Genomic DNA, 18661 nt, shown 5'->3' with positions numbered 1-18661 from the left:
CCGGGCACTGCGCTGCGCAGCCCTACAGACTACCCAACAGCAGGCGCCGCACGCACCTTCCCGGCGCGGCGGATCAGACCTTGAGGTAGCGGCGGATGGCGATCGACGCCGACACCGCGGCGAGCAACACCCCGATGACGATCACCGACGGCACCACGATGGCCGCATCCCCCATGCCGATGAAGGCTGTGCCGGTGAAGCGCTCGGCCAGGAAGTTCCGGACGAAGAACCACACCACCGCGGTGATGGCACCACCCGCCAGGACGGCTCCGATGGCGGCGGCGATCACCCCCTCGAGCACGAACGGCGTCTGGATGAACCGGTTCGACGCACCGACCAGCCGCATGATGCCGAGCTCTCGCCTGCGACTGAAGGCGGACAACCGGATCGTGGTCGCGATGAGGAGCACGGCCGCGACGAGCATGAGCGCCGCGATGCCGATCGCCGTGTACGACGACGCGTTGAGCAGGTTGAAGATCGGTTGCAGGTAGCCGCGTTGGTCGACGACGCTCTGCACACCGGCGACCTTCGACAGGCTCTCGACGAGGACGTCGGCCTGCGACGGGTTCTTCAGGTTCACCCAGAACGTCTCGTTCAGGTACTCGGGCTTGACGAACTCGGTCGCCGCGGAGTCCTTGAACTGCTCCTTGAAGCGGGTGAACGCCTGGTCCTGGTCCTCGTAGTACGTCTTCTCGATGTACGGCTTGAGGGTGGACGACTCGAGCTGGGCCTGGACCTGCTTCCGCTGGTCCTCGGTGGCCTTGGCACCCGTGCAGTTGCCGGTGGTGTCGGTGTCGGTGCACAGGTAGACGGCGACCTGCGCCCGGTCGTACCAGTACCCCTTCATCTGGTTGATCTGCATCTGGAGCAGGATCGCTGTCCCGACGAAGGTGAGCGAGATGAAGGTCACGAGGACGACGGAGACGACCATCGACGCGTTGCGCCGCAGGCCCGAGCCGACCTCGGACATGACGAGCCCGAGCCTCATCGGATGAGCCCCGGGATGGTCTGGATGCCGGTGGTGTTCGACACGGTGCCGCGCTGGATCGGGACCGCCTGGGTCTGGTAGCCGCCGGACGGCTCGTCACGGAGGACCGTGCCGTTCGACAGCTCGATGACCCGACGCTGCATCTGGTTCACGATGCTGGCGTCGTGGGTCGCCATGAGCACGGTGGTGCCTCCCTGGTTGATGCGTTCGAGGAGCGCCATGATGCCGGCGGACGTGGTGGGGTCCAGGTTGCCGGTGGGCTCGTCGGCCAGCAGGATCGCCGGTTTGTTGACGACGGCGCGGGCGATCGCCACGCGCTGCTGCTCACCACCGGAGAGCTCGTGCGGCATGCGGGTCGCCTTGCCCGCGAGTCCGACGAGCTTCAGCACGTCGGTGACGGCCTCGCTGATGAAGCCCTTGCTCTTGCCGATCACCTGCAGCGAGAACGCGACGTTGTCGAAGACGTTCTTGTTGGGCAGGAGTCGGAAGTCCTGGAACACGACGCCGAGGTTGCGCCGGAAGTACGGGACCTTCCGCGACGCCAGGGACCCGAGGCGCTGCCCGAGCACGTGGATCTGGCCGCGGGAGGGCTTCTCCTCCTTGAGCACGAGGCGCAGGAAGCTGGACTTGCCGGAACCCGAGGCGCCCACGAGGAACACGAACTCGCCCTTGAGGATCTCGAGGGTGAGGTTGTCGAGCGCCGGACTCGGGTTGCCCGAGTAGACCTTGGTGACCTGGTCGAATTTGATCATGACCGGATCAGGGTAGGTCGCCCCGCTTGGAAAGCAAGCGAGGCGCGCGGCTCACGAACCCCTACGCGTCGACGGATTGCTTGCGCCAGCGGATGCCGGCGTTGATGAAGCCGTCCAGGTCGCCGTCGAACACGGCTGAGGGGTTGTTCACCTCGTGCTCGCTCCGCAGGTCCTTGACCATCTGGTACGGCGCCAGCACGTAGGACCGGATCTGGTCGCCCCAGCTCGCCGTGATGTTGCCGGCGAGTTCCTTCTTCTTCGCGTTCTCCTCTTCCTTCTTCAGGAGGAGCAGGCGCGACTGCAGCACGCGCATGGCGGCCGCACGGTTCTGGATCTGCGACTTCTCGTTCTGCATCGAGACGACGGTGCCGGTCGGGATGTGCGTCAGGCGCACCGCGGAGTCGGTCGTGTTGACGGACTGCCCGCCGGGGCCCGACGAACGGAAGACGTCGACGCGGATGTCGTTCTCGGGGATGTCGATGACCATCGTCTCCGGCATGAGCGGGATGACCTCGACCGCGGCGAACGAGGTCTGCCGCTTGCCCGCTGCGCCGAACGGCGACATGCGCACGAGTCGGTGGGTGCCGGCCTCGATCGACAGGGTGCCGAAGGCGTGGGGCGCGTCGACCTCGAACGTGGCGGACTTGATGCCCGCTTCTTCGGCGTAGGACGTCTCCATCACGGTGGTCTTGAAGCCGTGCTGTTCGGCGTACCGCAGGTACATGCGCATGAGCATCTCGGCGAAGTCCGCGGCGTCGACGCCACCGGCCCCGGCGCGGATGGTGATCACGGCGGGGCGGTCGTCGTACTCGCCGTCGAGGAGCGTCTGCACCTCGAGGTCGCCCATGGTCTTCTGGACCGCCTTGAGCTCGGCGACGGCTTCGTCGGCCGAGTCCTGGTCATCGCCCTCGTTCGCCATCTCGACCAGCACCTCGAGGTCGTCGATGCGTCGCTCGGTGTCGGTGATCTTCTTGAGCTCCGACTGCCGGTGCGAGAGCGCGCTCGTCACCTGCTGCGCGTGCTCGACGTCGTCCCAGAGGTCCTGGGCGCCCGCCTGCTCGCTGAGGTCGGCGATCTCACGCTGCAGGCGGTCGACGTCGACCACCGAGCGGATGTTGCCGAAGGTCTCTCGGAGGGCGGAGAGCTGCTCGGTGAAGTCCAGTTCGACCATGGTCACCGATCCTACCGGCGCGGCAGGCCGGTCGGCGTCGCACCCGCGCCGGCGGGCGCGCTACCGCCCCAGCAACGGCTCCCGTGACGCCATGCCCGCAGCCCCGGCCCGCGCGACCGCGTCCGGCAGCGCCGCCAGGAAGGCGTCGACGTCCGCATCGGTCGAGGTGTGTCCGAGCGTGATCCGGAGCGCGCCGCGGGCGTCCTGCTCCGACAGGCCCATCGCGAGCAGCACGTGCGACGCCTCGGGCACACCGGCCTGGCACGCGGATCCGGTCGAGACGGCGACCCCGGCCGCGTCGAGCAGGAACAGCAGCGAGTCGCCCTCGCAGCCCGGGAACGTGAAGTGCGCGTTGCCGGGCAGCCGGTCGTCGGGGTCCCCCATCAGCACGGCGGACGGCACGGCCGCACGGACTCCGGCGACGAGCCGGTCGCGCAGGGCGACGAGCGACGGGTGCGGCATCGGCTCGGCGGCGACCATCGTGGCCGCGACGCCGAACGAGGCCGCAGCGGGGGCGTCCTGGGTGCCGCTCCGCACCTGGCGCTGCTGCCCGCCGCCGTGGATGAGGGGCTCGACGGTGGCCTTCCGCCCGAGCACCAGCGCACCGATGCCGACCGGTCCGCCGACCTTGTGCGCGGAGACACTCAGGGCGTCGAGGCCGGACGCGGCGAACGACACCGGCACCTGGCCGTAGGCGGCGACGGCGTCGCTGTGCACGGGCACGCCAGCGGCGTGCGCCAGCTCCACGATCCGTGCCACGGGCTGGATGGTGCCCACCTCGTTGTTCGCCCACAGGAACGTGACCAGGGCGACGTCGTCGGCGGAGGCGAGCCGTGCCTCCAGTCCGACGAGGTCGACGCGACCCTGCGCGTCCAACGGGACCACGTCGATGACGGCCCCCTCGTGCGTCTCCAACCAGGTCAGGGTGTCGACGGTGGCGTGGTGCTCGCCACCCGGCACGACGATGCGGGGGCGGGCACGGTCGCGTTGCCGGGCCCAGAACAGGCCCTTCACGGCGAGGTTGATGCTCTCCGTGCCGCCGGAGGTGAAGACGACCTCGACGGTGTCGGCGTCGAGCGACCGGGCGACCGCGGCGCGACCGTCCTCGAGCAGCATCTTGGCGCGCTGCCCGGCGCTGTGGATCGACGACGGGTTGCCGACGGTGCCGAGCGCATCGGTGAACGCGGCGAGCGCCTCCGGCAGGATCGGCGTCGTCGCGGCGTGGTCGAGGTAGACCGGCATCTGCACCCCCTGGAACGAGCGGTGTCCAGGATACGCGCCGGTCCTCGTACCCTTGTCGGGTGCACGAGACAGCGATCGACCACACCCCGGGGTTCGACCTCGGGGCCGACGTCCCGCGGTTCTCCCTGCGGTCCGCCACCGCCACGGCCGTCGTCGTGGTCGTCGAGCGAGCGGACGGGCAGCCGGTCCGGTACCCGCTCGAGCGGCTGCCGGCGACCGACCTGTGGACGGCCGAGACCCCCGGCGCCGCCCCGGGTGACCGGTACCACCTGCTCGTCGACGGGCCCGTCGGACCGCGGAACGAGTTCGACCCGACACGGCCCCTGCTCGACCCGTACGCCCGCGGCATCGCCCCGACCGGACTCGGCACGCCCCGCTGGACGAGCGTCGTCGTGGACGACGCCTTCGACTGGGGCGGCGTCGTCAAGCCCACGGTCCCGCTCGACCGCGCCGTGGTCTACGAGGCGAACGTCCGCACCCTGACCGCCGCGAACCCGCACCTGCCGGAGCACCTGCGCGGCACGTACGCCGGGGTGGCGCACGAGAGCACCATCGCGCACCTGCACCGGATCGGTGTCACGACGCTCGAGCTCCTGCCGGTGCACGCGTTCGACACCGAGAACTGGTTGCGGGACGCCGGCCGCGAGAACGCCTGGGGCTACAACACCCTCGGGTTCTTCGCGCCGCACGCCGCGCACGCTTCCGCACCCGCACGGGCCGAGGGCGCGTCCGCGGTCCTGCGCGAGTTCAAGGGCATGGTCCGGCTGCTGCACGAAGCGGGCATCCAGGTGGTGCTCGACGTCGTCTACAACCACACGGCGGAAGAGGGCCTCGGCGGGCCCACCACCAGCCTGCGCGGCATCGACGGTGCGGAGCGGTACCGGTGGACCCAGGCCGCGCCGCCGTTCCGGGACACCTACTACGACACCACCGGCTGCGGGAACACCCTGGACACCTCGGTGGAGTCCACGGCGGACCTGATCGTCGACAGCCTGGTCTACTGGGCGCGCGAGGTGCAGGTCGACGGCTTCCGCTTCGACCTGATGGCCGCGCTCGCCCGCGACGCCCACCACGTCTTCGATCCGCAGCACCCCCTGCTCGAGCGGATCCGGAACCACCCCGACCTGCAGGACACCCTGGTCATCGCCGAACCGTGGGACGTCGGACCCGACGGTTGGAAGACCGGCTCGTTCGGGGCGGCCGGCGACCGGACCAGTGAGTGGAACGACGGCTTCCGCAACACGGTCCGCCAGTTCTGGCTGACGGACATCGCCGAGGAACGCCGCAACGGCATGCCCCGCACCGGCATCGGCGCCCTCGCCGGCGCCCTGACCGGCTCGCGCCACGTCTTCGGTGCCGACCGCGGTCCGCTCGCGAGCGTCAACTTCGTCACCGCCCACGACGGCTTCACGCTGCTCGACCTGGTGTCGTACGACGGCAAGCACAACGAGGCGAACGGCGAGGAGAACCGCGACGGTTCGAACGACAACCGCTCGTTCAACCACGGCATCGAGGGCGACACCGCCGACCGCGGCGTCCGGGCAGCGCGCGGCCGGTCGATGCGGAACCTCGCGGCGACGCTGCTGCTCTCCGCCGGCGTGCCGATGCTCACCGCGGGTGACGAGCGGAGCCGCACGCAGCACGGCAACAACAACGCGTACGTCGTGTCCGACGACCTCACCCCGGTGGACTGGTCCGACGACGAGGACGCCGAGTCGATGACCGAGGCCGTCGCCGCGCTCGCCCGGTTCCGGCAGGCGCACCCCGCACTCCGGCCGACGCGCTTCGGCGTCGAGGGGCAGGAGACCCCGGGTGCCTCGCGGATGTCCTGGTACGGGCCGGACGGGCACCCGATGACCATCGAGGGCTGGGACCAGCCGGTGCACCGCGTCCTGCAGTACTTCGCCGAGTCGACGCCCGAGCACGAGCCGTACGACCGCGTGCTGGTCGTGGTGCACGGCAGCGGGCGCACCCGTGACCTGACGCTGCCGGTGCGCGAGGACGTGCTCGGCTACCGCCTCGCGTGGTCGAGCGAGAAGCACCGTGACCACGAGCGGCTCCGCCCCGCCGGTCAGGTGTTCACCGCGTACGGCCCCGGCATCCACCTGTTCGAGCCGGCGTAGCGCGCGATCCGGCCCGCGCCCGGCACGTGACCAGCGGGCGGACGGGAGGCCCGTGGCGGCCCCGCCACGGGCCTCCCGTCCGGTTCCTCCACAGGTCCACGGCGCGCCCGACCGCCCACAGCGGGCGGATTCCGGGGAACGCGGAGGCGCTCGCCGGGTAGCGTCGGCTCCGTGGCCACCGCAGACCGACCCCGCCGACCGAAGATCGGGCGCATCCCGATCACCGAGCTCGCCCCGAGGACGCCGAACGGGTTCCCCGGCAAGGCGTTCGACGGCGAGGTGATCACGTTCGGTGCGACCGTCTTCCGAGAAGGACACGGCATCATCGGCGCCGACCTCGTCCTCGAACGCCCGGACGGGGGCACCAGGACCGTCCCCCTGGCCCTCGGCGCGCCCGGGACCGACCGGTACGAGGCGACCGTCCAGGTCGACCACGTCGGCGTCTGGACCTGGCACGTCGAGTCCTACTCCGACGACTGGGCCACGTGGCTGCACGCCGCGCGGCTGAAGATCGCGGCCGGGGTGGACACCGAGGCGACGCTCCTCGACGGCGCCCTGCTGCTCGACCGGCTCGCCGACGAGACCGACTCCCCCGCCGCCACCCGTGCGGCAGCCAAGGTGCGCGACACCGACCTCGACCCGGCCGAGCGCCTGGCCGCCGTCGACGACCCGCGCATCGTGGCCGAGGTCGAGGAAGCCCCGCTCACCTCGCTCCGGACGCACTCCCCGACGCAGCTGCTCGACGTCGAACGCACCCGTGCCGGGGTCGGCGCCTGGTACGAGTTCTTCCCCCGCAGCGAAGGCGCGAAGAAGAACCCGGACGGCTCGTGGAAGAGCGGCGACTTCCGGACCTCGGCCCGTCGTCTGCCCGCCGTCGCCCGGATGGGCTTCGATGTCGTCTACCTGCCGCCGATCCACCCGATCGGCACGACCGCGCGCAAGGGGCCGAACAACACGCTCACCCCGGGGCCGCACGACCCCGGCAGCCCCTGGGCGATCGGCTCCCCCGAGGGCGGGCACGACGCGATCCACCCCGACCTCGGGTCCGAGGACGACTTCCGCGACTTCGTCGAGACCGCCAAGAACACCGGCATGGAAGTGGCGCTCGACTTCGCGCTGCAGTGCTCCCCCGACCACCCCTGGGTCACCGAGCACCCGAACTGGTTCACGCAGCGCGCCGACGGCTCGATCGCCACGGCCGAGAACCCGCCGAAGCGGTACCAGGACATCTACCCGATCCAGTTCGACTCCGACCCCGAGGGCCTGGTCGCCGAGGTCCTGCGCGTCCTGCGGCACTGGATCGACTTCGGCATCCGGATCTTCCGGGTCGACAACCCGCACACCAAGCCGCTCTGGTTCTGGGAGCGCGTCATCCGCGAAGTCCGCGACGAGCACCCGGACACCGTGTTCCTGGCCGAGGCGTTCACCCGGCCGGCGATGATGCGCGCACTGGCCGAGGTCGGGTTCCAGCAGTCGTACTCGTACTTCACGTGGCGGAACACGAAGGAAGAGATCGAGTCCTACTTCGAGGAGCTGTCGCACGAGACGAGCGACTACCTGCGCCCGAACCTGTTCGTGAACACACCGGACATCCTCACCGAGTACCTGCAGTTCGGCGGTCGCGCCGGCTACAAGGTTCGTGCCGCGCTCGCTGCGACGGGCGCCCCGACGTGGGGCATGTACTCCGGGTACGAGCTGTTCGAGGACGTCGCCCGACCCGGCTCGGAAGAGAACATCGACAACGAGAAGTACGAGTACAAGCCGCGTGACTTCGCCCTGGCTGAGGCCGAGGGCGCGTCGCTCGCCCCGTACGTGACGATGCTCAACCGGCTCCGTGCCGCGCACCCCGCGCTCCGCCAGCTGCGGAACCTGCACGTGCACGCCGCCGACGACCCGGCGACCGTCGTGTACTCGAAGCACCTGTCCGGCGAGTTCATCCGCTCCGGGCACGCCGACACCGTGATCGTCGTCGCGAACGTCGACCCGCACTCGGCGCGTGAGACCACCGTGCACCTGGACCTCGCTGCGCTCGGCCTGCCGGCCGACAGCCGGTTCGACGTCCGTGACGTCGTGACCGGGCAGCGCTGGGTCTGGGGCGCGTCGAACTACGTCCGCCTGGACGCGTTCCAGGAACCCGTGCACCTGCTCGTCGTGGAAGGACTGCACCGATGACGAACGACCCGACCGCACCCCAGCCGACCCCGCCGTCGCGCCGCGGCCCTGCCGTACCGCCGGTCCCGCCCCCGCCGCCGCCCGTGCCCGCGCGGACACCGTCCGACGCGAAGCCGGAGCCGCGCTACGAGCCGCGGGTCTCCGCCCCCGACGAGGACCTGCCAGGCGCTCCCGCTGCACCGCGCGAGGCGCCCGACCGCGGGGTCGCCGAGTCCGCCACGCTGGCGGGGCACCCCGCCGACGCGACGCACCCGCGGGTACCGTCCGTCGACGCCGTCGCGTCCTCGGGCGCTCCGACCGGAGGCCCGTCCACCGTCGCGCCGTCGACCGCCCTCCCGACGCCGCCGGCTCCCGAGCCCGCCACCGCCGACAGCACGGGCCCGCGCCCGGCTCCGGTCGAGCAGTGGCTGCGCCAACAGGTCGCCGAGGGCCGCTGGTCCCAGCCCCACGACGTCCTCGGCCCGCACGCCGTCGACGGTGGCACGAGCGTCCGCGTGGTGCGCCATCTGGCGCAGGCGGTCCGGCTCGTCCGGCTCGACGGCGACGACGTCGAGCTGACCCACGAGGGCGACGGTCTCTGGGCCGGTGCCACCGCCGAGGAGCTCGGGCGCTACCGGGTCGAGGCCGACTACGACTTCGACGAGTCCTCGGAAGAGGACGACGCCACCTGGACGACCGACGACGCGTACCGGTTCGCCCCGACGCTCGGCGAGCTCGACCTGCACCTGTTCGGTGAGGGCCGCGACGAGCAGCTCTGGCACCACCTCGGCGCGCACGTCCGCACGATCGACGGCGTCGACGGCGTCGCGTTCTCCGTGTGGGCACCCCGAGCGACCGCCGTCCGCGTCATCGGCGACTTCGAGGGCTGGGAAGGCCGCACCACCGCGATGCGCCGCCTGAGCGACCTCGGTGTCTGGGAGCTGTTCTGGCCCGGAGCCGTCGCGGGGCAGCGGTACAAGTTCCAGATCCTCACCGACTCCGGCTGGGTCGAGCGCGCGGACCCGTTCGCCCGCGAGGCCGAGATCGCCCCGGCCACCGCCTCGGTCATCACCGAGTCGAGCTACACGTGGTCCGACGGCGACCGTGCCTGGATGGAACGCCGCGCGGAGACGACCACGCACGACCAGCCGATGAGCGTCTACGAGGTCCACCTCGGCTCGTGGCGCCCCGGGCTGTCGTACCGCGAGGTCGCCGACCAGCTCATCGGGCACGTGCAGTACACGGGCTTCACGCACGTGGAGTTCCTGCCGCTCGCCGAGCACCCGTTCGGCGGCTCGTGGGGCTACCAGGTCACCGGGTACTACGCCCCGACCGCACGCTACGGCTCCCCCGACGACCTGCGGTACCTGATCGACCGCCTGCACTCCGCCGGCATCGGCGTGATCATGGACTGGGTCCCCGGACACTTCCCGAAGGACGAGTGGGCACTCGGACGCTTCGACGGCCACGCGCTGTTCGAGCACCCGGACCCCCGCCGCGGCGAGCAGCTCGACTGGGGCACCTACGTGTTCGACTTCGGGCAGCCGCAGGTCCGGAACTTCCTGGTCGCCAACGCCCTGTACTGGCTCGAGGAGTTCCACATCGACGGCCTGCGCGTCGACGCCGTCGCCTCGATCCTGTACCTCGACTACTCCCGCACCGACTGGCTGCCGAACATCCACGGCGGCCGCGAGAACCTGGACGCCGTCGCGTTCCTGCAGGAGACGAACGCCACCGCCTACAAGCGCTACCCGGGCATCGTCATGATCGCCGAGGAGAGCACCTCGTGGCCCGGCGTGACCCAGCCGACCAGCGCCGGTGGTCTCGGGTTCGGCCAGAAGTGGAACATGGGCTGGATGCACGACTCGCTCGAGTACGTGCAGCGCGACCCCGCGTACCGCAGCTACCACCACGACGAGATCACGTTCTCGCTCGTCTACGCCTTCAGTGAGCAGTTCACCCTGCCGATCAGCCACGACGAGGTCGTGCACGGCAAGGGTTCCCTCTACGGCAAGATGCCCGGCGACGAGTGGCAGAAGCTCGCGAACGTCCGGGCCTACCTGGCGTTCATGTGGGCGCACCCCGGCAAGCAGCTGCTCTTCATGGGGCAGGAGTTCGCCCAGCCCGCAGAGTGGTCCGAGGCGAAGGGGCTCGACTGGTGGCTCCTCGACCAGCCCGGGCACCGCGGCGTGCAGGACCTCGTCGCCGCCCTGAACCGGGTCTACAAGGACACGCCCGCGCTCTGGACGCACGACAGCACGGCCGACGGCTTCGAGTGGATCGAGGGCGGCGACGCACCCCACTCGACGCTCGGGTTCCTGCGCAAGGACGGCGACGACCGGCTGGCGGTGTTCGTGAACTTCTCGGGCGTGCCCGTGGAGCGTCGGTTCGGCCTGCCGAGCGCCGGCGAGTGGCACGAGGTGCTCAACACCGACGCCGCGGAGTACGGCGGCTCCGGTGTCGGCAACCTCGGAGTCGTCACCGCCGAGGACACCCCGTGGGCCGGCCGCCCCGCATCGGCGCACCTCGTGGTGCCGCCGCTCGGGGCCGTCTGGCTCAAGCTCGAGCGCTAGCTGTGGCCCGCGTCCTGGACGCGGCCGCAGACGGACGGGAGGCCCGGTGCCAGCTGGCACCGGGCCTCCCGTTCGTCGGTTGCGGACCGCTAGTACAGCGCGCTCGCCAAGCGACGGCGGGCCGCGACGACGCGCGGGTCGTCGGTCCCGATGAGCTCGAAGTACTCGACCAGGCGGACGCGCAGGGCCTCACGGTCCTCGCCGAACACCGTCGGCACCAGGTCGAGCAGGCGCCCGAAGGCGTCCTCGACGTGGCCACCTGAGATGTCGAGGTCGGCGACCGCGAGCTGCGCCTGGACGTCCTTCGGACCCGCACCGGCGGCGGCACGGATGTCGTCGGCGGTGTGGCCGTTCAGCCGGTCCAGGAGCGACACCTGCGCGAGCCCCGCGACGGCCATCTGGTCGTGCGGGTCCTGCAGGATCGCGGTCTTGTACTCGGTGATCGCCGTGGCGTAGTCGCCCTGCTCGATCGCGTCGTACGCGGCCTGGTGGTGCGGCGGCAGCGCTTCCGGCTCCGGCTCGCCCTGCTCGGCGGTGTCGTCCGGCGGAGCGGCACCGTCCACGGTGACGCGACCGGAGACGCCGTTCTGCTCGGCTGCCTGGAGCACCTGCTCGTAGACGTCGCGGACCTGCGCCTCGGGCAGCGCGCCGACGAAGAGCCCGAGCGGGCGTCCGCCGATCAGCGCGGCCACGGTCGGGATCGACTGCGCCTGGAACGCCTGCACGAGCTGCGGGTTCGTGTCGGCGTCCACCTTGGCGAGCAGCACGCGCCCGCCGTACTCGGCGGTCAGCTGCTCGAGGATCGGCGAGAGCTGCTTGCACGGCCCGCACCACTCGGCCCAGATGTCGACGATCACCGGCACCACGGACGACAGCTCCAGGACGTCCTGGAACGTGTCGTCGGTGACGTCGAGCACGAGCGACGGGACGGTCAGGTCGCCGCCGGTCTCGGTGCCCGGCGCTGCTGCACCGGTCGGGCTTCCCGCCTGCGCCGGAGCACCGGCGGGCGGCTGGGGCGGCCGCTGTGCGCGGTCGACGAGGGACGACAGGTCCACGGCTCCGCGGAGCCCGGACGGGGTCGGGGGGATGTTGCTCATTGCACCTCACTCGCTGCGGTCAGGCCCTGCGTGAACCCGAGCAGGACCACTTTGTCATCCGAGGCGACCGGCGGCACGTAGAAGAGCAGCTGGACGCCGTACGTGGCGCTGATGCCCTTCTTGCTCGTGTCGACCCCGGACAGTGCCTTGACGGCACCCTCGGTGTTGACCTCGGCGCCGGAGGCGGTCGGGGTCACCTTCTCGATCTCGTTCAGGTCGGCGGAGACGAGCGCGCCGGCGTCGTCGGTCGCGATCGCGACGGCGGAGTCCTCCGGGGCCTCGGACGAGTACTCGATCTTCGCCGTGTCCGGCAGGGACTTCGCCTTCTTGTCCTTGTACGCCTTGCCGATGGTGGTGCGGAGGCCGTCACCCTCGGTGGCGAACAGGTCGGCGTACTCGCTCTTCGAGTCCTTGGACAGGATGTCGCCGTAGGCGGTCGCGACCTGGTCCGGGGCGATCGCGAGGAGCTTCGACTGCGGGGCGAGGAGCGCCGCACCGATCGACGTCGGGGCGAGGCTCGGGATCTTGGCGTCGGCCTCGAGCGAGACGTCGTAGGCGACCTTGTACGGGTCGCGCGCGGTGTCCTGCACGAGCGTCAGGGCCTGCGGTGCCGACTTGGCGTCGCAGTCCTCGGCGACGATCACGAAGACCGTGCGCGGCCACGTATCGGTCTGCTGGGGCAACGCGACGCACACCTGACCGGCCGAGATCGCCGGCGGTGCCTTGGCGTCGGAGTCCTTGCCGCGGATGGAGTAGTTCGCCAGGCGCAGGTCGAGCGCGGCACCGGTGAAGCGGGTCTTCGCCAGGTCACGGTCGCGGGCGCCGTCGGACTGCTTCGCCACCGTGGCGATCCGCTCGACGACCCGGGTGATCTGCTGCTTGGTCGCCGCCGTGGGCTCGGTGGTCTCCGCTGCGCCGGTCGCGCTGGCCGTGGGGGTCGGGGTCGCGAGCGAGGGGTCCCCGCCCTGCGGCCAGTAGTCGGAGGAGCAGCCGGCCAGGGCGAGCGTGCCGACGAGCACCACGGGGACCGCGATGAACGCGCGCGATCCGCGGCGGCCCCGGGTCGGGACCTGTGCGCCGGCGGCGGCGGCGCGACGCGAGGCCCGCACGCGCGGCGGTCGGGTGCCACCGCTGCGACGACGCGGCCCACGACCGCGGCGCTGGTGCAGGAACGCCAGGATCAACAGCACGATGCCGCCGAGTGCGAAGACGCCACCGGCGACCAGCAGGGGCCCGACGGACGGCGTCGCGGTGTCCTTCGGCCAGGTGACCGAGACGTCGCTCGGGGCCGCGGCGGTGCCGTCGCTGACGATGAGGACCGAGACGTCCTGCGGCAGGCGGACCGTGAACTGCCCGGAGCCGTCGTACTCCTGGTACCAGAGGTCACTGCCCTTCGGCGACGGGACGGACGCCTCGGAGCCGGTGGTCTTGCCCACCAGCTTCGCGCTCTCGGCGTCGAACCGGAGCGTGGTGTGCTCGGCGTCACCGACCCACGCGTCGACGTCGGCCGTCTTGCCGTACGCCGCGAAGACCTTGCCGGAGCCGGACACGTTGATGCGCTGGTAGCCGGGGTTCGCGTTGAGCGTCGACCCGGGGATCACGGTGACCGGAGCGGAGCTGCTGGTCGAGCTGTCCGCGACGAGCGAGGACGGCGGAGCGAACACGGTCCGCTGTCCGACCGCCAACGCGACGAGCAGCAGGCCGATGACGAAACTGACGATCGCCAGGACGAATCGCACGAACACTCTCCCTACCGCGCCGGGGTGGGGATGTCGGCGCGCGAATCAGCGACTCAGGATAGCGAGCATGGCTGAGCAGCGCATCCATCCGGGCTGTCGTCGGACTCAGACGACCCCGTCGGGCCACCACTACAATCGACCGCGGGCCGGATCGGGCCCTCCGCCGAGCACCCAGGAGCGACACGTGGCGAACGACGAGGCAGAGTTCGGGACCGAGCTGCGCGGGTACCGCCGCGACGACGTCGACCGCTCACTGAACGACCTGCGCCGTGAGCTCATCAAGTCGAACACCGACCGTGCCGACGCCGCGAAGGAGATCCGTCTCCTGCAGTCCCGCGTCTCCGAGCTCCAGGGCGAACTCGACGAGGCCGGCACCCCCACCTACAGCGGCCTGGGCACACGTCTCGAGTCGACCCTGCGCGTGGCGGAGGAGCAGTCCACCCGTCTCATCAGCCAGGCGGACATCGACGCACAGCGCCTGCGGGCGTCGAGCCGGGCCGAGGCCGACCGCACCGTGCGCGAGGCACAGGAAGAAGCCCGCGACACCCTCGAGGACGCGCGCACCCGCTCCACCAACGAACTCACCCGTGCTCGTGCCGAGGCCGCCGACACCGTCGAGCGTGCCCGTGCCGAAGCCGGCCTGCTGACCCAGGACGCCCGCAACGAGGCCGCCGCCATCCGGGGTGCCGCGGTGACCGAGGCCGCCGAGGTCCGCTCCGTCGCCATCCGTGAGACGAACGCCCTGCGCGCCCAGGTCGAGCACGAGGTCGCCGAGCTGCGCGAGATCGCCCAGCGCGAATCGGCCGACTCCCGCACCGCCGCGGCCGACCTCGACCGCGAGACCGAGCACCGCCGCTCGGTGTTCGAGGCCGACCACGCCCGCCGGGTCGAGGACCTCGACCACGAGGAGTCCACCCGCCGTCAGGCGCTCGAACGCGAGGTCGTCGAGGGGCGTGCGGCGTGGCACCGGGAGCGCGACGAGCAGCAGCAGGCGCACGCACTGGCGATCGAGACCGGCCGCGCCGAGCTGCAGGCCGAGGTCGACCGACGTCGCGCCGAGATCGACGGCGAGTTCGCCGACCGCCGCCGCGTCGTGGACGAGGAACTCGCCGCAGCCCGTGCCGAGTGGGACCGGGAGCTCGCCTCGGCGCGCACCGCCCTGGCACAGGAGGCCGAGGCGTCGCGTGCGCAGCTGCGCGTCGACGAGGAACAGACGCGCGTCGAGAACGAGCGGCTCGTGCAGGAGACCGCCGACCGCATCGCACGCGAGCTCGAGGAGCACGACACCCGCATCGAGCGGGAGCGCGCCGAGGCCGACGCCGCCGCCGAACGCGCGGACCGCGAGCACGAGAACGCGCTCGCCGCCCGCCGCGAGCGCGAGCACGCCGAGGTCGACACCGAGATCGCCGACCGCCGCTCCGCCGAACTCGACACGCTCGAGTCCGAGCGCACCGCCCTCCGTCAGGAGATCGACACGGCCCGCGCCGACCTGGCGAAGGAACGTGACGAGGCCCGTGCCGAGGTCGCCCGCGAGCGTGACGAGGCCCGCACGACGCTCGAGTCCGAGCTCGCCTCACGCCGGGACGACGCCGAGCAGGACTACCTGCAGAAGCACCACGAGACCGTCACCGAGACGCAGAAGTACCTCGACGAGGCGAACCTGCAGCTCGCCGAGGCCACGCGCCGTGCCACCGAGGCCCGCGAGCGAGCCGAGCGGCTCCAGCAGGAAGCCGACGACCTCGAGCGCACCAGCACCGCCGACGCGCAGGAGCACGCCCGCACCATCGTCGCCGATGCCCAGGACCGCGTGCACCGGATGGTCTCCGATGCCGAGGAGCGGACGGCTGCCATCACCGCCGAGGCCGAGGACCGACTGTCGGCGATCCGCACCGAGCGCGAGGCCGTGGCTGGCTACCTGGAGAACCTGCGCGGCGTGCTCACGCACGCGACCGGCCTGCTGGGGACCGCACCCGGTACCGCGCCCGGAGCAGCCGACGACGCAGTGGACGCGACCGAACGCTGACGCGACCCGACCGGGAGGCGCGGGTCGCGCCTCCCGGTCGGCCCACCGCACCGAGGTGGGTACGTACCGTGCGTCGGACCGGCGAGTGCCGTCAGACCGGCCAGTGCGTCGGCAGCGGCGCGCTGCCCGGCACGACGAGGTCGGCGACGGCGTCGAGGACGATCCGGACGTAGCGCTCCCCCACCCACAGGTGCTTCGCGCCCTCGATCGGGACGACCCGGACGTTCGGGGCGACGGCGAACCGGGCGATCGCTTCGTCGGGCTGCAGGAAGTCGTCGTGCTCGGGCACCAGGGCCACCACTGGGACGTCCACGGCTGCCCAGCGCGCGAGCTCGTCCTCCGTGGTGCGGTGCAGTGGCGGCGAGAGCAGGACCACGCCCGCCACGGTGCCGGCCTCGACGTGTTCCAGCGCGTGCTTGAGGATCACCTCGGTGCCGAAGGACCACCCGACCAACCACGGCGTCGGCAGACCACGGTCGACCACCTCGGCGACGGCGGCGCGCAGGTCGAAGCCCTCGGAGACACCCTCGCCGAACACACCCTCGGACGTGCCGCGTGGTGACGTCACCGACCGGAAGTTGAAGCGCAGGACCGCGATGTCCGCCAGCGCCGGCAGACGCGCGGCGGCCTTCTTGAGCAGGTGCGAGTCCATGAAGCCGTGCGCGGTCGGCAGTGGGTGCAGCGTCACGACGGTGCCCCGTGCCGGGCGCGACTCCGGTTCGGCGAGTTCCCCGACCAGGGTGAGGTGGTCGTCGGTGACGAGCTCGAGGTCGGTGCGGCGAGCGGGCAGCTGCGTGGCGGAGCGGATCTCGCCGTCGTCGGTCATGCGATGCTCCAGCAGTGGTTGTGCCAGTGTCGGCGTGATGCCAGGTCGGCAGCGTCGCCGAGGACCCCGTCGGAACGCCAGACCACCACGTGTGCGGTGCCGGGCAGGACCGTACCGCCGCACCCGGGGCAGACGTACTCCTTCTGCGCCGAGGCCGCGGAGACGGGCTGGACGAGGTACTCCCGCCCGCGGCGCACCTCGGTGCGCTTCCACGAGCTCATCAGCCGATCGAGGCCGGTGTCCTCGTCAGGCTCGACGTCGCGACCACGGGGACGCCGCGGCCGGTTGCTGCGCGGCACCCCAACTGCCGATCAGTACCAGTTGTTCGCCTGGCTGTGGCCCCAGGCGCCGCAGGGCGTGCCGTAGACCCCGGAGATGTAGTTGAGACCCCACGTGATCTGCGTCTCGGGGTTGGTCTGCCAGTCGGCACCTGCAGACGACATCTTGCTGCCCGGCAGGGCCTGCGGGATGCCGTACGCACCGCTGGGGTTGTACGCGTTCACCCGCCAGCCGGACTCCTTGTTCCACAGCGAGACGAGGCAGTTGTACTGGTCGGTTCCCCAACCCCGGGCCGTGACGAGCCGCAGGGCGATGGCCTGTGCGCTGCCCGCGTCGGGCGTCGCGGCGACGGCGGCCAGCGTGTTCGCGGCGGAGACGCTCTCGGTCTCGGTCGCGGCGGCGTCGGTCGTCTCGTCGGAGGTGGCGTCGTCGGCTTCTTCCTCGACGACGGGCTTGACGACCTTGGGCGCCGGCACGGTCACGCCGTAGCCGTCACGGTCGGCAGCAGCGTCGCCGTAGGTGCCGTGCGCGGTGTACTGCTGCGGGGCCTGCGGCGTCTTCACGAGCACCGGGGTGTCGACCGCGGCCTGCGCGACGTCGGCCTGGAGCGGGTTGAAGAGCGACGCCCCGACGAAGAGGAACACGCCGACGAACGAGAACGCCGGAACCGAGGAACGCTTCCGTGCGAAGGCGTTGACCGCGGCGGCTGCGCCACGGCCCGGCTGCTGCGCCGTCGCGTTGCGCTGGACCGCCGACGCGTTCTGCTGCTTCGCGGCACGCGGGTCCACCCGGGCCGCGGGGGCCTCGTGCGCGAACGCGGCGATGCGTTCGTCGGACACGCGGTTCGCTGCGACGGACTTCGGCGTCGCGACGGGACCGGTCTCCGGCAGGACCTGCGGGTTCGCCTGGAGCACCGAGGTGTCCGCCGTACGGGTTCGGTTCAGTGCCGCGCGGCGCTCACCCGAAGCCTGGAGGCTGAGGTGCTCGCGGGGATCGCGGTCGGAGCTGTGGTCTGCCGTGTGCCTGCCCATGAGTAGGACCAGGGTAACGGAACGATCACGGAAAGCGAAGCACCTGGGTGCAGCGCGTCGTCAGCGGACGGCGAGCATGACCTCGACGACGGCGTCGAGCAGCGCGTCCACCTGGCCCTCGCGGTAGCCGCCGTGCTTCGGGCGGAACACGATCGACCGCACCTCGGTGAGGCTCAGCGGCTTGCCCTCGCGGAAGTAGCCACCGAGGCGGGCCGCGAACGCGTCGACGTCCTTCGGGTGGTAGCCGGTGCCGAGCACGCTCACCCGGTTGAACCGCTGTCCGTCCGGGCGCTCGAGGCGGGCCACGACGTCGGAGGCCTTCGTGCGGGCCTCGGCGTACCAGGCCTTCTGTCCGGCGTCGCCGATCTCCCGCTCGCGCTCCCGGGCCGCGAAGGCGTCCTCGAGGCGCTCCAGCGCTGCGTCGACGTGCGAGGTGGAGTAGCCGCCCTTGCGCATCGAGAACGCGGTGGCGCGGATCTTCGCAGCCTCGATGCCGGGGGCGCTGTCGTCGGCGGAGTACGCACGACGGGCGTCCTCGAGGAAACGCTCGACTTCGTCGACGTCGTATCCGAGGGCGGAGCGGGCTGCGGTCGGGAAGGTGGTGGCCACGGCGTCATTCTGCCAGTCCCGACCCGTGGCACAACCTGGACGCGCTGAGGGCGGCGC

The 18661-nt window shown here is 71.5% G+C and carries 14 protein-coding genes; 4 read left to right on the top strand and 10 right to left on the bottom strand.

Annotation, left to right across the window (positions count from 1 at the left end):
- Positions 1 to 73: 73 nt before the first annotated feature.
- The 4 genes from ftsX to EDF33_RS12635 all read right to left on the bottom strand — a co-directional run bounded on the left by ftsX (position 74) and on the right by EDF33_RS12635 (position 4153).
- Positions 74 to 988, bottom strand: a complete 915-nt coding sequence (gene ftsX, locus EDF33_RS12650; RefSeq protein ID WP_111086440.1) for a permease-like cell division protein FtsX — start codon at positions 986 to 988, stop codon at positions 74 to 76.
- Entirely contained in the window at positions 985 to 1740 is a 756-nt protein-coding gene (gene ftsE / locus EDF33_RS12645; protein WP_132100218.1) for a cell division ATP-binding protein FtsE, read from the bottom strand. The genes ftsX and ftsE overlap by 4 nt, the downstream gene beginning before the upstream one ends.
- A gap of 61 nt (positions 1741 to 1801) precedes the next feature.
- Positions 1802 to 2911 carry a peptide chain release factor 2 gene (prfB, locus tag EDF33_RS12640; protein WP_132100217.1) on the bottom strand — a complete coding sequence of 370 codons (1110 nt, stop codon included), beginning with the start codon at positions 2909 to 2911 and terminating at the stop codon, positions 1802 to 1804.
- Between the two features lie 60 nt (positions 2912 to 2971).
- Positions 2972 to 4153, bottom strand: a complete 1182-nt coding sequence (locus EDF33_RS12635) for a cysteine desulfurase family protein (protein ID WP_132100216.1) — start codon at positions 4151 to 4153, stop codon at positions 2972 to 2974.
- Between the two features lie 59 nt (positions 4154 to 4212).
- Here EDF33_RS12635 and EDF33_RS12630 point away from each other — a divergent pair, with 59 nt between their 5' ends.
- The 3 genes from EDF33_RS12630 (at position 4213) to glgB (ending at position 11000) form a co-directional block, all read left to right on the top strand.
- The gene (locus EDF33_RS12630) at positions 4213 to 6276 is read left to right on the top strand and encodes an alpha-amylase family glycosyl hydrolase (RefSeq protein ID WP_132100215.1); all 2064 of its coding nucleotides are present in this window, start codon (positions 4213 to 4215) and stop codon (positions 6274 to 6276) included.
- Between the two features lie 171 nt (positions 6277 to 6447).
- Complete coding sequence (locus tag EDF33_RS12625; RefSeq protein WP_173168709.1) at positions 6448 to 8448, top strand: alpha-1,4-glucan--maltose-1-phosphate maltosyltransferase; 2001 nt, start codon at positions 6448 to 6450, stop codon at positions 8446 to 8448.
- Positions 8445 to 11000 carry a 1,4-alpha-glucan branching protein GlgB gene (gene glgB, locus EDF33_RS12620; RefSeq protein WP_207906691.1) on the top strand — a complete coding sequence of 852 codons (2556 nt, stop codon included), beginning with the start codon at positions 8445 to 8447 and terminating at the stop codon, positions 10998 to 11000. The genes EDF33_RS12625 and glgB overlap by 4 nt, the downstream gene beginning before the upstream one ends.
- A gap of 89 nt (positions 11001 to 11089) precedes the next feature.
- On the opposite strand, the gene EDF33_RS12615 is transcribed toward glgB, so the two are convergent.
- Entirely contained in the window at positions 11090 to 12097 is a 1008-nt protein-coding gene (locus EDF33_RS12615; protein WP_132100214.1) for a tetratricopeptide repeat protein, read from the bottom strand.
- Positions 12094 to 13836: a hypothetical protein gene (locus tag EDF33_RS12610; RefSeq protein WP_123937699.1), complete on the bottom strand. Its 1743-nt coding sequence runs from the start codon at positions 13834 to 13836 to the stop codon at positions 12094 to 12096. Before EDF33_RS12610 ends, EDF33_RS12615 begins: the two co-directional genes overlap by 4 nt.
- A gap of 184 nt (positions 13837 to 14020) precedes the next feature.
- Between EDF33_RS12610 and EDF33_RS12605 the strand changes: the two genes are divergently transcribed.
- Positions 14021 to 15859, top strand: coding sequence for a hypothetical protein (locus EDF33_RS12605; RefSeq protein WP_132100213.1), 1839 nt, complete (start codon positions 14021 to 14023; stop codon positions 15857 to 15859).
- A gap of 91 nt (positions 15860 to 15950) precedes the next feature.
- Here EDF33_RS12605 and EDF33_RS12600 read toward each other — a convergent pair whose 3' ends face one another.
- Genes EDF33_RS12600 through EDF33_RS12585 form a run of 4 tightly spaced genes read right to left on the bottom strand, consistent with a single transcriptional unit; the run spans position 15951 to position 18604 of the window.
- Positions 15951 to 16685: an alpha/beta family hydrolase gene (locus EDF33_RS12600; RefSeq protein WP_132100212.1), complete on the bottom strand. Its 735-nt coding sequence runs from the start codon at positions 16683 to 16685 to the stop codon at positions 15951 to 15953.
- Complete coding sequence (locus EDF33_RS12595) at positions 16682 to 16984, bottom strand: hypothetical protein (RefSeq protein WP_235035894.1); 303 nt, start codon at positions 16982 to 16984, stop codon at positions 16682 to 16684. Before EDF33_RS12595 ends, EDF33_RS12600 begins: the two co-directional genes overlap by 4 nt.
- Positions 16985 to 16996: 12 nt before the next feature.
- Positions 16997 to 17995, bottom strand: a complete 999-nt coding sequence (locus EDF33_RS12590) for a lytic transglycosylase domain-containing protein (RefSeq protein WP_243692447.1) — start codon at positions 17993 to 17995, stop codon at positions 16997 to 16999.
- Between the two features lie 60 nt (positions 17996 to 18055).
- Complete coding sequence (locus EDF33_RS12585) at positions 18056 to 18604, bottom strand: DivIVA domain-containing protein (RefSeq protein WP_111086090.1); 549 nt, start codon at positions 18602 to 18604, stop codon at positions 18056 to 18058.
- Between the last annotated feature and the right edge of the window lie 57 nt (positions 18605 to 18661).

The sequence above is a fragment of the Curtobacterium sp. PhB146 genome (assembly GCF_004342995.1).
In the GTDB taxonomy this organism is placed as follows: Bacteria; Actinomycetota; Actinomycetes; order Actinomycetales; family Microbacteriaceae; genus Curtobacterium.
The sequence above is the reverse complement of the archived record's forward strand: the minus strand, read 5'-3'. Positions and strand labels throughout refer to the sequence as shown.

Excerpts from the sequence above, each read along its gene's own strand:
- ftsX (WP_111086440.1), bottom strand. The coding sequence starts at position 988 with ATGAGGCTCGGGCTCGTCATGTCCGAGGTCGGCTCGGGCCTGCGGCGC.
- ftsE (WP_132100218.1), bottom strand. The coding sequence starts at position 1,740 with ATGATCAAATTCGACCAGGTCACCAAGGTCTACTCGGGCAACCCGAGT.
- prfB (WP_132100217.1), bottom strand. The coding sequence starts at position 2,911 with ATGGTCGAACTGGACTTCACCGAGCAGCTCTCCGCCCTCCGAGAGACC.
- EDF33_RS12635 (WP_132100216.1), bottom strand. The coding sequence starts at position 4,153 with ATGCCGGTCTACCTCGACCACGCCGCGACGACGCCGATCCTGCCGGAG.
- glgB (WP_207906691.1), top strand. The coding sequence starts at position 8,445 with ATGACGAACGACCCGACCGCACCCCAGCCGACCCCGCCGTCGCGCCGC.
- EDF33_RS12615 (WP_132100214.1), bottom strand. The coding sequence starts at position 12,097 with ATGAGCAACATCCCCCCGACCCCGTCCGGGCTCCGCGGAGCCGTGGAC.
- EDF33_RS12600 (WP_132100212.1), bottom strand. The coding sequence starts at position 16,685 with ATGACCGACGACGGCGAGATCCGCTCCGCCACGCAGCTGCCCGCTCGC.
- EDF33_RS12590 (WP_243692447.1), bottom strand. The coding sequence starts at position 17,995 with ATGGGCAGGCACACGGCAGACCACAGCTCCGACCGCGATCCCCGCGAG.